Genomic DNA, 15,372 nt, shown 5'->3' on the forward strand with positions numbered 1-15,372 from the left:
TCAAGTCATCTCTGTCTTGAAACCCCGTCCAGATTCCCCTCCACAAGCATCTGTTTAACGTCCACTGACTGCCCGACAGCAGACAACCAAAAACTTAATTATGTTTCGGCTTCTCCTTCATAAACTATGCCGCCCCTGCTATCAGGTACTTCTTTTTGGTCGGACATTTTATCTGGCGAGAATCACCAATTCTGCCTATCTCGGCACACTTGGGTGCATTGGCTTTTTCAGACTAGCACAATTTCAATTAAACTTACTCCCTTGGGTCGGTTTTATTTGCTGGTCAAAATTCATCTCGCCGTTAAGCCTGTCGGCTCTAACGGGAGTCCTCTTTTGACATTTAAGATAGTATTCTACCATTCTGTTTATTTTAGTCAGCCTATGTCAGTTATGACAGAAACGTAGGAAAATTTAACGATCGCCTTAGATTTTTGGCGATCGCCTTCTTCACAAGACAAGCAAGGGGAACGCGATCGCCAAAATTATGTTAATCTGAGGGGAATTTTACAATAGCAAGTTACGACGCAATCTCTACCATGTTTCTTTTTATTGGTCATGTCTACAGCAGATCATAATCATAACCAACACCATCATCACGAGCATCATTCTACCAGTGGAAAACGCTTGGGTTTTGTGATTTTTCTTAATATTACCATTACAGTTGCTCAAGCGATCGGAGGTTTATTTTCCGGTAGTTTGTCCCTGTTGTCTGATGCCCTTCATAATGCCAGTGATGTTTTAGCGATGTTTATTAGTTATATTGCGAATCGCTTGGTTTCCCGACAAGCAACGCCTCAAAAAACATTTGGCTATAAACGGGCAGAAATTCTGGCGGCTTTGATTAATGCAGTGATGTTAATTGCGATCGGCTTAAATCTAGTTTATCAAGCGGTTTTGCGTTTGTCGGGACAGGGAGAAATAGAACCAATTGATTCAGGAATTGTCATGGGTTTGGCCTTGTTGGGAGTCTTGGTGAATGGCGGGAGTATTCTCGCCCTTTATCGCAATTCTCGTCAAAATTTGAATATGCGATCTGCTTATTTACATTTAGCTGGTGATTTTTTAACTTCGGTGGCTGTATTTGTAGGGGGAGTAATAATGTATTTTTATCAGGTTTATTGGCTAGATAGTCTCCTGACGGTTTTTATTGCGTTTTATCTGGTTTATGCTTCATGGCAGATATTAATGTCTTCTTTAGCTATTGTTATGCAGTTTGCGCCTTCTCATCTCGATCTGGGAGAAATTGAAAGGGAAATTTTGCTGAATCCAGAAATTGCTAATATTCATCATATTCATCTTTGGCAAATTAGCGATCGCGATATTCATTTTGAGGGACATATTTCTTTTAAAGATAATCTTTCTTTAGGTAAAATTACCTTGATTTTGGAACAAATTCAACGGCAATTAAGAGGTAAGTTTGCAATTCATCATATTATTTTACAACCAGAATATGAGCCAGATTGCGATGCAAATTTGATTAAAAATCCAGATTTTTGAACATATTAGTTATAAACAATTGTCAAAAATATGAATGTATCCAGGAAACCCCAATCCTTCCTACAAGATAGCGATCGCCTCGAAGCGAGACTCAAGGAAATTCCTCCGAAACCGGGAGTTTATTTGATGCGAGATGGGACTGATAGTATTCTCTATATTGGTAAATCGAAGAAACTGCGATCGCGGGTGCGATCTTATTTTCGTGACTCGCAAAGATTAAGCGATCGCATTACCATGATGGTACGTCAAGTTACGGAAATTGAGTTTATTGTCACTGATACAGAAGTAGAAGCCCTCGCTTTAGAAGCTAATCTGATCAAACAACACCAACCTTATTATAATGTTCTCCTCAAAGATGATAAAAAATATCCCTATGTTTGTATTACTTGGTCGGAGGATTATCCGCGCATTTTTATTACTCGCAAACGCAGATTAAAGAATAGTCGCGATCGCCATTATGGTCCCTATGTCGATACGCGATTATTGCGCCAAACTCTTTATTTAGTCAAGCGTATTTTCCCTTTGCGTCAGCGTCCCCAACCTTTATTTAAAGACCGTCCTTGTCTCAATTATGATATCGGTCGCTGTCCTGGAGTCTGTCAGAATCTCGTTTCACCAGAAGATTATCGCAAAATTGTTGAGAAAGTGGCTATGGTATTTCAGGGAAGGAGTGGGGAATTAATGCAGATTTTACAAGCACAAATGGAAAAAGCGGCGCAAGAATTGAACTTTGAACTCGCTGCGGAAGTCCGCGATCGCTTGCAGGGTTTAGATTCTCTTCACGCCGATCAAAAAGTCTCTTTACCCGATGATACCGTGTCTCGGGATGCGATCGCCCTAGCCCAAGACGATCGCCATTGCTGCATTCAACTCTTTCAAGTGAGGGCAGGAAAATTAGTAGGACGCTTGGGCTACTTTGCGGAAACCCCCTCGGGAACTCCCCCCGAAATTTTACAGCGAGTCCTAGAAGAACATTATTTACAGGTCGATCCCGTGGAAATTCCTACGGATATTCTAGTTCAATACGAGTTAGCCGAGGGGGAAATCTTGGCGCAATGGCTAACGGAACGCAAGGGAAGAAAAGTGAGTATTGTTTCCCCTCAGCGTCAGAGTAAAGCATACTTAATTGAGATGGTGGAGCGCAATGCAGGGTATGAATTAGAGAGAACCCAAAAACAGCGCGATCGCGATACACTTTCCTTACAGGATTTAGCGGAAATTCTGGATTTAGCGGAGATTCCTAAACGCATCGAAGGCTACGATATTTCTCACATTCAAGGGTCAAATGCCGTCGCGTCACAAGTAGTTTTTATCGATGGTGTTCCCGCAAAACAGCACTATCGCCATTATAAAATCAAGAATCCAGAGGTTAGAATTGGGCGATCGGATGATTTTGCCAGTTTAGCAGAAGTGATCGGACGGCGCTTTCGCAAGTATCTGGAAAACCCGAATTTACCGCGTCAGGAAGACCCAGATTTTCCCGATCTGGTCATGATTGATGGGGGAAAGGGGCAACTTTCGGCAGTGGTGGCAGTATTGCAGGGAAATAGAGAGAATCCTTTATGGGAGGAATTAAAGGTGGTCAGTTTAGCGAAACAACGAGAAGAAATATTTTTACCAGGAGAATCTTCTCCTTTAGATACGGAACCAGAACAGCCTGGTGTACAATTGTTACGCAGGGTGAGAGATGAAGCCCACCGTTTCGCTGTTAGTTTTCACCGACAGCAACGCTTGAAACAAGGGAGGCGATCGCGTTTAGATGAAATTCCCGGGTTAGGATTTGAACGTCAGAAGCAATTATTAGCGCATTTTCATTCTATTGACTATATTCGCGAGGCAAGTTTAGAACAATTACAAGCAGTATCGGGAATTGGTTCGCATTTGGCGCAGGAAATCTATGCTTATTTTCACCCGAGTTAAAGTCTGATAGTTTTATGTAAAAATACGATCGCCCAACTAAATGTTACTATAAACATAAATATGGAAATTTTATTAATTCTGGTAACAGTAATCCTTATTTTTGCCTTTGGGTCTGCGATCGGGAGTTTTTTAAATGTTGTCGTTTATCGCATTCCTGCCCAACTTTCTATTATTTCTCCTCCTTCTCGCTGTCCCAAATGTTTAACAAAACTGGGAAAAGGAGAAAATATTCCTATCTTGGGTTGGTTGCGTCTGAAGGGGAAATGCAAGCATTGTCAAGCGCCAATTTCTCCGCGCTATCCTTTAGTAGAAACTGCAACAGGAGTCTTATTTTTGCTGGTTTTTTGGCGCTTTGGTACGAATTGGGAAACCCTAGGATATTGGACATTTTTAAGCTGGTTACTGGCACTTTCTCTCATCGATCTTGATACTTTTACTCTACCCAATGCCCTGACGCAATCCGGTTTAATTGTGGGTTTAGGCTTTATGCTGTTCTGGGGATGGCAAGAAACTGGGGAAATTTCCGGCAGTCTCGAACGTTTAGTGACAGGAATTAGCGGTGCAGTTGTGGGATTGTGGTTATTTGAGGCGATCGCCTTTCTTGCTTCCACCTTCTACGGACGCACAGCAATGGGAGCCGGAGATGCTAAATTAGCTGCCATGATGGGAACATGGTTGGGTTGGAAATTGTTACTATTGACAGGATTTCTCGCTTGCGGCCTGGGGGCATTTCTCGGAGGAGGGGCGATCGCGATGGGTTGGTGGCAACGAGAGAAAGTTCTACCTTTCGGACCCTTCTTGGCGATCGGCGCATTTTTATCCCTCTTTTGGGGAGAAATCATTCTCTCAACCTATCAAAACCTATTTTTCCCCCTAAGTTAGCTTTCCTTGACGCTAGAATCGGGAGAAATTAACAACGATCGCAACTCTTGATAAGATGAATTCTGTATCTTGGATCACTTTGAGAACAACCAGTATGCGCTGGGAAGCCGACCTCATGCAGCAAATCCTCGTTAGTTACGATATTCCTTGTCGCATTGTCAATGTTGGGGCAAGTGGTTGTTTTCTCTCGGGACAAGCTGCAATCCAAGTTCATCCCCAAGACCAATGGACGGCCTTGCTGTTATTGAGTCCCAAGGAAGAAGAACTCGAACCCGAGTCATAATTTCACAACAAAAGATAAAATTTTTTAATTACTTATGTCTTTATTTGACTGGTTTGCCAATCGAGAAAAATCTGAAACCGCAAACCAACAACACCAAGAACGAGAAATCGCCGATGGGTTATGGACGAAATGCCCAAGTTGCGGTGTATTGGCTTATACCAAGGATTTACAGGTTAATCAAATGGTTTGCTTAGAATGCGACCATCACCTAGGGGTAGATAGCAACGAACGCATTCGTCAACTGATAGATGCTAAAACCTGGAAGCCGTTAAATGAGAATATTCAACCCGTCGATCCGCTTAATTTCCGCGATCGCAAACCCTACAAAGATCGCCTGCGAGAATACCAAGGGAAAACAAAATTAAAAGATGCGGTACAAACCGGAACTGGACTTCTCGATGGCTTACCCGTTGCCCTCGGGGTGATGGACTTTCAGTTTATGGGGGGAAGTATGGGATCTGTAGTCGGGGAAAAACTCTGTCGTTTGATTGAATATGGTACAAATGAATGCTTGACAGTAATCATTGTTTGTGCATCTGGTGGCGCAAGAATGCAGGAAGGAATGTTGAGTTTAATGCAAATGGCGAAAATATCGGGGGCATTAGAACGCCATCGCCAAGCTAGATTACTCTATATTCCCGTGTTAACTCATCCGACAATGGGAGGAGTTACTGCCAGTTTTGCCATGTTGGGAGATTTAATTTTGGCTGAACCCAAGGCGGCTATTGGCTTTGCGGGACGGCGGGTGATCGAACAAACCCTCCGGGAAAAACTCCCCGATGACTTCCAAACCTCAGAATATTTGTTGCAACATGGGTTTGTCGATGCGATCGTTTCTCGCATTCACCTAAAAAGAACTCTCGCCCAATTAATTAGCATTCATCAACCTTTTTATCCCATTAATGCAGGTGTTGCATTAGAGGGCAATTTATCGATGAATCATGAACAATTCGTTGTCCACAAAGAGAATTAATTACTAATCACTAATTTGAAAATTCGTTCCAATTATCGGCTATTACCTCCCTATATTCTTCCCCAAAGTATCACTATTGCTTTGGCCTTAGTTTGTACGCTTTTCTTTACTGCAAGCTGGCCGATTATGATTTGGTTGGCGGAACGTTTGGCGGCTGCTGTGGGAGAGGGAAATATTAACATTAGTGCTAAAATTGCGGGGTTAGCGATCGCGGTCTTTGTTGTGCGGGCGATCGCCCTTTACGGTCAAGATTCTCTCATGGCGAAAGCAGCTTTGCAAATTGCCCTCGATCTGCGAAAACAGGTTTATTCTCATACGCAAAAATTGGGATTGAGTTATTTTGAAACGACGAAAACTGGGGATTTATCTTATCGTTTAACGGAAGATATCGATCGCATTGGGGAAGTGGTAAACCAACTATTTCATCAGTTTATTCCCTGCGTTTTGCAGTTAATTGTCGTCTTGGCTTCCATGATTTATCTCAATTGGCAATTAACCCTAGCGGCGTTTCTGGTTGCCCCAGCAATGGCAATATTAGTGGGGATTTTTGGCGATCGCCTGCTCAAATTTTCCCATCGCGCCCAAAGTCGCATCTCAAATTTATCAGCATTATTAATTGAGTTTTTTAGTGGTATTCGTCTCGTCCAAGGATTTGCAGCAGAAGAATTTACCCTCAGTCGTTTTATGGTGGAAGCAGAAGCCAACCGACGGGCAAAATATACCGCCGAAAGAATTAAGGCTTTTCAAATGGTGGTTGTCGGTTTTTTGTATGCTTGTAGTTTCATTTTTATCTTTTTCCTTGGCGGCTGGCAAATCTCTCAAAATAACCTCACGGGAAGCGAGTTTATCGGCTATTTAGCAGCAGTAGGAATGCTGATCGATCCGATTACCATTAGCACCAATAATTACAACGAATTTAAACAAGGGGAAGCCTCCGTCGATCGCATTTTTGCCATCTTAAAGATTAAACCTGCGATCGAGGAGAAATCAAATGCGATCGCGCTACCTCCCACCTCGGGAAAGGTAGAATTTCGCCAAGTTAGTTTTAGTTATACCCCAGAAAAACGAGTCTTACACGCCCTTAATTTTCTCGCCAGTCCAGGAGAAACGATCGCCTTAGTGGGTCATTCTGGGGCGGGAAAAACAACTTTAGTTAATCTTCTCCCCCGGTTTTATGACCCCGATGCAGGGGAAATTCTCATTGATGGCACCAATATTCGCGATGTCTCCCTCAAAAGCCTGCGCCGACAAATTGGCATTGTGCCGCAAGAAACCATGTTATTTTCTGGTACGATCGCGGAAAATATCGCTTTTGGTCAGCCAGATGTAGATTTTTCAGCCATTGAAGCGGCGGCTAAAATTGCCAATGCCCATCAGTTTATTAGCCAGTTCACTCAAGGTTATCACACCTATGTGGGGGAACGCGGCACTACTTTATCGGGAGGACAGCGCCAACGCATTGCGATCGCCAGGGCGGTATTCTTCAATCCTCGTTTACTGATTCTCGATGAAGCTACTTCTGCGTTAGACTCGGAATCAGAAGCACTGGTACAAGAAGCCTTAGACCGAATTATGCGCGATCGCACAGTGTTTGTTATCGCCCATCGTCTCGCCACCGTCCGCAAAGCCGATCGCTTGTTTGTGTTAGAAAATGGTAGGATTATAGAGTTGGGAACCCACGCCGAATTAATCGCCCAAAACGGTCGTTATGCCCAGTTTTACGCTCAACAATTTGAGGGGTGAGTTAATATTTCGGGACATCAAGCCAACATTTCTTTTCATGGGATTCGTGAGTTAAATCCATCAGTAATTGCGAATAAATACCCTCTTTTAAAGAAGGTGAGGTATTTTGCCCGGACTTAATACAGTTTAACCAATGATCGGCGACGCGAATAAAAGGAGCTAAACGCCCATCAGTAAAGACTTGTGGGAAAGCAAGGCGTTTAGGGATTTCTTGCTCAGATAAATTCTGACCCGCAGGAGCAGCAGATAAGTGAAAACCGTGAACGTAATCTTTAAGATTGTCGCTACCGAGAACAAGAGTACCGCGATCGCCATAAACTTCGACCCAATGCCCTCTTCCCTGATAAGTCACAGAACTAAGGGAAACCTGACAGGGCGTACCGTCTGCCAATTCCAGCATTATCGTGCAAGTATCGTCAGCATCTACGGGTTTGAGTTTCCCCCCATCAGCAGGATCGGGACGTTGAGGAATTGCACAACTTAAATGAGCGCACAAACGTTTAACGGGTCCGAATAACCAGTGAATGTAATCGAAAGCGTGAGAACCGATCGCCCCCAAAGCACCGCCCCCTTTATCTTTGCGAGAATACCAATTCCAAGGGCGATCGGGGTCAGCACGACTGACGGCTAACCAATCAATTTTAATCAGTCGAGTTTGGCCAACATAGCCTTCCTGTAATAATTCTGCCAATCTTTGCCAGGCTGGGACAAAGCGATACTCAAAATCGGCGATCGCAATTAAACCCTTTTGTTGCGCCAATTGATACAGTTCTTTTGTTTCGCTAACCCGCAGGGTCATAGGCTTTTCCAATAACAAATGCTTCCCCGCTTCTAAAACCTGTTTCGCCATCTCGTAGTGCAGGAAAGGAGGTGTAGAGACGCTTACCGCTTCAACTTCTGGGAGAGAAAGTAACTTATCCAAACGATTAAAAGCATGGGGAATTTGCTGAGAGTCCGCGATCGCCTTAGCTTTGCCTAAATCTCGATTCCAAACTGCAACCACCTCTGTTTCGGGGTGATGTTGAAATCCAGGAATGTGAATTTTTTGACCGAACCCGGTACCGACAACCGCAACACCTATACTCATGCAGCAAATCCCCAAACTACCATAGGGCTATTTTAACCTGAGTTCGGGATAAGCTAACACCCTCATCGGAATGAGTTTTTTGCTTGATATTGGCGATCGGCAAACCTGTAATTTAGCACCCTTAATTTTCACTTAAGTTATACTACGAGCCTCAACAATCTCATATAACCATGCCTCCAGCCGATCGCCTAATGCTTTGAGAGAATATTCTCTTTCAGCTTGTTCGCGACAGGCATGGCGATCGCACTCATCAATGCGTTCAATGGCAGCAATTAAGCCCTCTACGCTGTCGGGTTCGACTAAAAAGCCAGTTTGACCCTCCCGCACTATTTCCCGTGGTCCGCCGCGCTTGTAGGCAATAATGGGAACACCGCAGGCCAAAGCCTCGATCGCCACATTACCAAAGGCCTCGATCCAGCGAGGGGTCATTAAAAGAGCGCGGCATTTTCCCAATTGTGCCTGTAGTTCTTCTGTGGTCAAAAAACCCTGATATTTAATGGGTGCATTCGGATACCGATCTTGGATTTGCTGCCAATAGTCTTGGCGATCGATCTTGCCAAAAATTTGCAAAGGAATGCCCGTTTTTTGGGACGCAATTACCGCATCCTCGAGGGCTTTTTCCGGGGCAATGCGAGCAACCCAAGCTAAAGTATTATCAGGTTGCTCACAAAATTGGTATTTTTCGATGGCGATCGCGTTACCCAAACAGCGAGGATTAACAATTTCGGGAAAGGTTTCCGCTTGGGCGTGACTATGAAAGGCCAAGGTTTCGGGAAAAACCCGCCATGTCTCCGCGATCGCCCGATCCATTGCCGTCGTCAACGACCCCATACTCACTAAATGAGCAATGGGACGAGTAAAAAAAGGGGTTAAATAAAACGGCAGCCAGTCATAAGCAAAATTGACAATTAAATCAAAACGATCCTGCACGGTTCTAGCATAATCCCACATTTGTTCGAGAACGGAATTTTCCGGTAGGATAATCGGATTGTCTCGCTTTTGAGTTTGGGCGGCAATTTGCAGAGAGCCTTCAATTTCTTTCACGGGAAAGCCTTGTAAACGGGAACCCTCGGGGGCAACGATCTTGATCTGATGTCCCCGTCGTTGCAATTCTTCAGCAAAATTCTTTAAAGTGAGTTCCACCCCGCCCCCTAATCCCGAACCCAAGGCAGCGACGGGGGTAGAGGCAAATAATAACTGTAATTTTTTGGCTTCATTATTCATGGTTGCGATCGCTTGGCAGCATCCGAATGTGATTTAACTGACCCAATGCCCATTTTGCAGTTTCTTGCACCTCTGGATCTGGGTCATCGGTGGCATAGTAAATTAATTGGCTTAATTGAGCAATTAACTCGTAAACCCGAGTTAAATCGCGAATGGCATTTTTCCGCACTTGAGCATTATCGTCTTGCAACGAGAGTGCTAGGGCGCGATTCATGGGTTTGAGGGTGCGAGTTCCAATTTGGGAAAGTGCCTCTAAAACTAGGGATTGTTGTTGGGAATCTGACTCTAAAAGCAAGCCCACGAGGGGTTGTACTGCCCGCGAGTCTGCCCGTTGCGCCAATTCCCAGATCGCTTTCTTCCTCTGGTCGGGATCTGGGGAATGTAACTCGCGAATGAGTTCTTCAATTAGGTCTAATTTTACTAAAGGTAAATTCTGGCGATCGCGGCTGCTAATTTCCGGCGGAATGGTACTATTCGCCACAAAGGAGGAAGAGGCCACAGCAGGTTCAGACCAAATATCGGGGATTTCTTTGGGGGGGGGATTAGGAACATTAAGAAGGGGTTTGGCTAGGTCTAAGGTATTATGGTCATCTACTTTAGGGAAGGCCTCTAGATCCTGAAAGGGTTCTATTTCTGATAATAATTCTGATTCTGGGATTTCCTCCTCCTTGATCCCCTCAATTTCCTGCCAATCTTGTCGATTTCCCCGATTGATATAGCGCAATAGTAAAAAGATTGCCCCTCCCAACCCCAATAGGGTCACTAATCCCCCGGCACCAATGACAGCAAGGGCTTTTTTACTGAGTTGCCGTTTGCGCGGTGCCTTCGGTTTTTTCGGGACGGTAATATTTTGAATCTCTCGCAATTTATCGAAAGCGGTTTCATCAAAAATTCCTGTGGGTGCTAGTTTCTGGCTGGTTTGAAATTTAGCCACTGCTTCTTTGGTTTTTTCATCATACTTGCCCGTCGCATCCCCTTCATAGTGACCGAGTTGCTTGAGTCGGTTTTGCAATTCCATGACGATATCCCCTTCATCTCCAGGTTTGAGTTGAGAAGAATTATTGGGGGAAGGTTTTGTGGTGGGAGGGGTTTCCTTTTGGGTAATCGGGGTGGATTCTGGGGGAGATTGGGCTGAAGCAATGGGCAGATTAGCGCTGCCGAGGGTAGCGCTGGTGGAAATCAGTGACAAGAGGAAGAAGGAGAAAATGCGATCGCCAAACATTCTTTAAAGGGATGAATGATCAATAATGTGTAAACCAGGTCTTAGATTCATTAGACATCAGAATCATCGGAGAAACACCTCCGTCTTGAAAAAACAAGATTTTTTGGAGGAGGGGGTGACACCACTCACCCCCAAGTGTTATATTAATTCTTGTAGATGCACCCTGATGATTGGGGGAGTCACCAAGGTGGCTCTCTTTTTTTTGTTTAGATATTCAATAAGCCCTCGGGATTAACTGAGAGAAGCGATCGCCTTTGCAGTCCTTCCTCTTGTAAAATGGCGTTGGCTGCCAAAAGACCGCTACTGACGGCTCTTTCCATTAAACCGCAGGGAAAAGGCATTTTTACCCAATCTCCTGCTAACATCAGATTGTTAATTTCCGTTTTTGTTTCTGGGCGATCGCGGTAGCTATTGGGAGGATAACCGGAGAAGTTTTTCTGATTTACCAATTCTTTATGTAAAATAGTCGCCCCTTGCAACTCGGGGACAATTTCAAAAAGTTCTCTTTCAAAGGTTGCTAACAAGTCTTCTTGAGTCGGAAACTCTTTCTCTTTATAACAGTAAGCGTGTAACTCAACTACGCTATATCCTGTCCGCTTCGACCACTCAATGAACTGATTTTGAATGCGATGATAGAGAGTAATACTATCTGTTAAATCGTAACCGGATAGAGAGGCAAAATTGCTTTGTTCCCAAGAAAAATCCCGATCTAGCCAAAATCGTCCCACGGCAAAGGGATCGGAAACAGCTAATTTTTGTATCTTGTTGCCAATATTTATATTAACATCTCCTTGCATCAGATCGAAAAGATGTTTTGTTCCAGGAACATCTGCGGCAATAATATAATAATCTGCCGCGATCGCAATTTCTTCCCCATCGGCGATCGCATTTGCAGCTACTAATTTTACTTTATTCTCTTGTTGTTCAATAATTTTAAATGCGGCTAGATCGCGCTTTGCGGGTCCTTGGAGGACTTTTCCGGCTGCATCGTATTTAGCACCGTGACAAGGGCAAAGAAAGCCTCCATCGGCTTGTTTGTGGACGCTACAGCCTTGATGGGTGCAGGTTAGAGAAAGAACTTCTGTTTCATTTGTGGCCAAATAAAGGCGATCGCCAGCACCGTAATATTCTCCATCTTCTAATAATTTGTTACCTTCAACCCAAAAGGGAACATCGGTTTGCAAATTTCCCTGTTGATAAGTAAGAGAATTAATTTTTCCCTCTTGAGATTGAATCTTGCTTACAGTTGCTTCTGGGATGATTTTACCACCATGATTGCGAATAAAATTGGCGATCGGCTTGACTAAACTTGTCCCCATATCATCTCGAGTGCCATTAAAGGCTAAACCTTCTGGGTTGCCAAAGAAATAAAAGTGAAAAAACTGTAATAATTCTCCGACACTGAGGCGATCGGGTGCATTTAAACTGGACTTAGCAAAAGGCAGAAAATAGAGATCGTATAATCCTTGGGGAAAATCTTCTGCTACCCAGTCTGCAACACTTAAAGCATCATATTTTTTAAAGGTTTGAGGAATGCGAAAACCAGTAATTGCTTGAAAGACTTGTAAATGCTTGATATTAATGAGATTAATTCCCCATTGAAAGCGATTGGGAGAAGCGATCGCCAGATCGACAATATTCCAAGGAAAAGCCGAATGACTGGGACGAAAAACTTCCGGTTGATATTCTCCTTTGCGAAAGAGGACAGAATAAAATTCTAAAGATTGAAAATTCTCTTCAATGGACAGTTCTTCGACAATACTTTTGAGATTATAGTATTGAGGAAAAAAGCCGTGGAAACCGTGTTCCATCATAAATTCATCTTCTCCAACCTGAATCTTCCAACTGGCAATTTTCCCCCCCAAATTGGGAGATTTTTCCAATAGTGTTACAGCAAATCCGCGTTTTGTCAGTTCATAAGCGCAAGCCAAACCTGCTAATCCTGCTCCTACAACACAAACTGTCTTTTGTCTATCGAGATGAAGAGGGAGATCGAGGCGATCGGGTTGGTAAATAGTTGGTTGTGGTTTGCTAAAGCGGGAATACCCTAACCCTGCACCCACAACAGTTACACCCATTATTTTTAGAGCAGTTCGACGAGAAACTAATGAAGAAAGATCGGTAAAATAACTCATAAATCAATGAATAATTTCCAATTACAAATTATCAATGAATATTTATTAATTGTCAACGAATAATCAATAATAATCGTGATTTTTTTTGTCTATATTTTTTTGTCTGTTCTTATTGGCCATAATCATCAATAACTTCTCTGACTTGATTTACAGCATTTTTCCAAGTCGGGAAACGCTGAGGAAATAGCGCTGCACATTCCCGGGCAATGGCTTCTAAGTTGTTGTTTTTGTCCATCAAACTGAGAATAAAAGAGGTAATTATCCCATTTTCATTGACTTGGGGAATATAATCTAGCGATCGCCGCTCTAATGCTTCTCGATTAATCAGTTTTGCGTTAAATGTAGACTGTTTAAAATCTGCCCTAGTTTTCCCTCCAGTTATAATTTTAGAGTTCCATTGCCAGATATATTGTCCTCCCACTAAATTTGCTTTGAGATCGCAGATTATCCGATCGCCAGAAGCAATTGCAACAGGTTCAAGCCAAGGTAAAAAGGCTTTTCCATAGATTAGATCGGGCTGTCCAGGAGCATTAGAAAACTCTACTCCTGTCGTCAATAATGAATCAAACCATAAACAAATTCCATGCCCTAATCCTGCTTTTTCTGCTCTCCATTCTAACTTTACTTGTAAATTTGGTGTAGAAATTTGAGCATAATCTAAAACAGCAAATAATAAGGGTTCAGTTAAACATTGTTCTAGGGAAATTGTACATTTTTTCCAAGCATGGAAAAGGAAACTACGAGGGCTTTCTAAATTTAGATTGTAGGGGATATCCTGCTGCCAGAGAGAAGAATAAGAATGATATAATTCTGGAGCATGAACGAGAGTTCCCCAGAGGCGATCGCGCAAAGGAATCATTGTTCCTCCAGTCTGCAAAAAACGCGATCGCGCATCGATAATTGAAGGGATATGTTCTTGAAAAAATGGTAAAATTCCTCGTAGATCGGAAACAATAACATCAACTTTTTCCGGTAAATCAACATTTACCGACATGGCCTGAATAAATTCAATTTTGTCCCCACAGTCATTATCTTGGGCTGCCAATTTTGCCACGGCGATCGCCGAATTAGATTCGATCGCATAAACTTGTTTCGCTCCTAATTTACACGCTAAAATAGCACAAATCCCTGTCCCCGTGCCGATATCCAACACAATAGAACCAGGTTTAATACACCCTTCAAGCGCCTTAACATAAGCATTCATGCGGTGGCGATCGGCGATCATATTGCCATAGCCAAATAAACTGTACATTGGCAGTTGATAGTTGATAGTTGATAGTTGATATGTAGGGGTTTGGTCTCCAAACCCTAACCGATGACCATTTTTGAATTGATTTAACAGTTTTAAAAGTTTTCCGATTCCTTGGGTGCATTCACCTCATTTCTCCCTTCAGGATTGAGGAAAAGGTTTCCTGCGGCATCATTTTGATAAACGCAATTGATAGTTGGCGATCCCTCTAAACTTCCCGTATAACCAAAAGTATTCATGCGTCGCTTGCAATCATTAACTTGGTCGCTATTAATCAATCGTGCTTGCTCGAGAATTGCCCAATTATTAGTCCGCAAGACGCATCCAGGCTGCATGACGGGTTGAGTAACATAAACATTAAACGGATTAAGAGTCATAAATACGCGCAGATCCGTCACCATTGCACTTGCTCCATATTTGAGGCAAATTTCTGGACTGGGAGAGCGGCGATCGATCACATCCCGCGAGGCTACATTGACAATATTATCGCTAGGACTGAGACTCAAGCCCATACCCAAGGCAATTCCACAAATAAATACCGCCCCTATCACAGCCAAAATGGGGTAATTGACATTAAAAGGCAAATTAAACCCCGCTAAAGGCGATCGCTTCTGGTTGTCGCGATCGCGTTCTTCTGGCACAGTTGAGGAGCGATTGTCATATCCTCTGCCATTTCTGGGATCGTTATAACGGTCGTAAGGAGATTTTCGACGTTTCATCAGTCCCTGTTAAAAACACCTGCTCTCAGAGTTTAACCGAAATGTCACAATTCAGGTGTACCTATACTACCGTTAGGTGTCCTTGAATTGCGACCTAAAAATAAGCCAAGAATGATCGAGGTAATTCACCCCTCATCTCTCCCCCTTTCAGTGATTACTGTGCTTGGTCAATCATGTTTTTACATTTTTGCCAAATATCTAACTCCGATCGCCATTTTTCTAATTCGGTTCTCAGTCGAGTCGGATCGCCAACATAGGTTGACAAAATCAACTCTCTTCGATCTATTTTGTCTTTGAGAGTATTGGTTTCTCGAGTAATTGTGTTTTGGATGTCCGAGATTTTCATCAGAAAAATTGGGTAGAAACCCCGTCCTTATAGGACGGCTTTATATTAGTTTCGCTACCGCCTTGGAGTTGTTTAATTAGGGTGCTTTTGTA

Annotated in this window: 13 protein-coding genes; 6 read left to right on the plus strand and 7 right to left on the minus strand. The window is 43.2% G+C overall.

Translation table 11 applies throughout. The features are described 5' to 3' along the window. The first annotated feature begins 555 nt into the window (after positions 1–555). The 6 genes from JUI58_RS02885 to JUI58_RS02910 are packed head-to-tail and all read left to right on the plus strand — an operon-like array spanning position 556 to position 7,298. The gene (locus JUI58_RS02885; RefSeq protein ID WP_204102241.1) at positions 556–1,497 is read left to right on the plus strand and encodes a cation diffusion facilitator family transporter; all 942 of its coding nucleotides are present in this window, start codon (positions 556–558) and stop codon (positions 1,495–1,497) included. Between the two features lie 30 nt (positions 1,498–1,527). Next, entirely contained in the window at positions 1,528–3,417 is a 1,890-nt protein-coding gene (gene uvrC, locus JUI58_RS02890) for an excinuclease ABC subunit UvrC (protein WP_204102242.1), read from the plus strand. A gap of 60 nt (positions 3,418–3,477) precedes the next feature. After that, on the plus strand, positions 3,478–4,299 hold the full coding sequence (locus JUI58_RS02895; RefSeq protein ID WP_204102243.1) for an A24 family peptidase: 822 nt from the start codon (positions 3,478–3,480) through the stop codon (positions 4,297–4,299). A gap of 55 nt (positions 4,300–4,354) precedes the next feature. Continuing rightward, positions 4,355–4,582 carry a hypothetical protein gene (locus JUI58_RS02900; protein ID WP_204102244.1) on the plus strand — a complete coding sequence of 76 codons (228 nt, stop codon included), beginning with the start codon at positions 4,355–4,357 and terminating at the stop codon, positions 4,580–4,582. Between the two features lie 34 nt (positions 4,583–4,616). After that, entirely contained in the window at positions 4,617–5,555 is a 939-nt protein-coding gene (gene accD, locus JUI58_RS02905) for an acetyl-CoA carboxylase, carboxyltransferase subunit beta (protein WP_204102245.1), read from the plus strand. Between the two features lie 15 nt (positions 5,556–5,570). Then, the gene (locus JUI58_RS02910; protein WP_239121230.1) at positions 5,571–7,298 is read left to right on the plus strand and encodes an ABC transporter ATP-binding protein; all 1,728 of its coding nucleotides are present in this window, start codon (positions 5,571–5,573) and stop codon (positions 7,296–7,298) included. A 1-nt stretch (position 7,299) separates the two neighbouring features. Here JUI58_RS02910 and JUI58_RS02915 read toward each other — a convergent pair whose 3' ends face one another. The 7 genes from JUI58_RS02915 to JUI58_RS02945 all read right to left on the minus strand — a co-directional run bounded on the left by JUI58_RS02915 (position 7,300) and on the right by JUI58_RS02945 (position 15,280). Then, positions 7,300–8,385: a Gfo/Idh/MocA family oxidoreductase gene (locus JUI58_RS02915; RefSeq protein ID WP_239121231.1), complete on the minus strand. Its 1,086-nt coding sequence runs from the start codon at positions 8,383–8,385 to the stop codon at positions 7,300–7,302. 132 nt (positions 8,386–8,517) lie between these two features. After that, positions 8,518–9,609, minus strand: a complete 1,092-nt coding sequence (locus tag JUI58_RS02920) for a glycosyltransferase family 4 protein (protein ID WP_204102246.1) — start codon at positions 9,607–9,609, stop codon at positions 8,518–8,520. Continuing rightward, positions 9,602–10,831 carry a peptidoglycan-binding protein gene (locus JUI58_RS02925; RefSeq protein WP_204102247.1) on the minus strand — a complete coding sequence of 410 codons (1,230 nt, stop codon included), beginning with the start codon at positions 10,829–10,831 and terminating at the stop codon, positions 9,602–9,604. The genes JUI58_RS02920 and JUI58_RS02925 overlap by 8 nt, the downstream gene beginning before the upstream one ends. 206 nt (positions 10,832–11,037) lie before the next feature. Continuing rightward, entirely contained in the window at positions 11,038–12,966 is a 1,929-nt protein-coding gene (locus tag JUI58_RS02930; RefSeq protein ID WP_239121232.1) for an FAD-dependent oxidoreductase, read from the minus strand. Positions 12,967–13,075: 109 nt separating this feature from the next. Continuing rightward, complete coding sequence (locus tag JUI58_RS02935; protein WP_204102248.1) at positions 13,076–14,218, minus strand: 50S ribosomal protein L11 methyltransferase; 1,143 nt, start codon at positions 14,216–14,218, stop codon at positions 13,076–13,078. 92 nt (positions 14,219–14,310) lie between these two features. Further along, complete coding sequence (locus tag JUI58_RS02940) at positions 14,311–14,934, minus strand: DUF3172 domain-containing protein (protein WP_204102249.1); 624 nt, start codon at positions 14,932–14,934, stop codon at positions 14,311–14,313. A gap of 154 nt (positions 14,935–15,088) precedes the next feature. Then, complete coding sequence (locus JUI58_RS02945) at positions 15,089–15,280, minus strand: hypothetical protein (RefSeq protein WP_204102250.1); 192 nt, start codon at positions 15,278–15,280, stop codon at positions 15,089–15,091. Positions 15,281–15,372: the final 92 nt, after the last annotated feature.

Source organism: Spirulina sp. CCY15215, assembly GCF_016888125.1.
Taxonomy (GTDB): domain Bacteria; phylum Cyanobacteriota; class Cyanobacteriia; order Cyanobacteriales; family Spirulinaceae; genus CCY15215.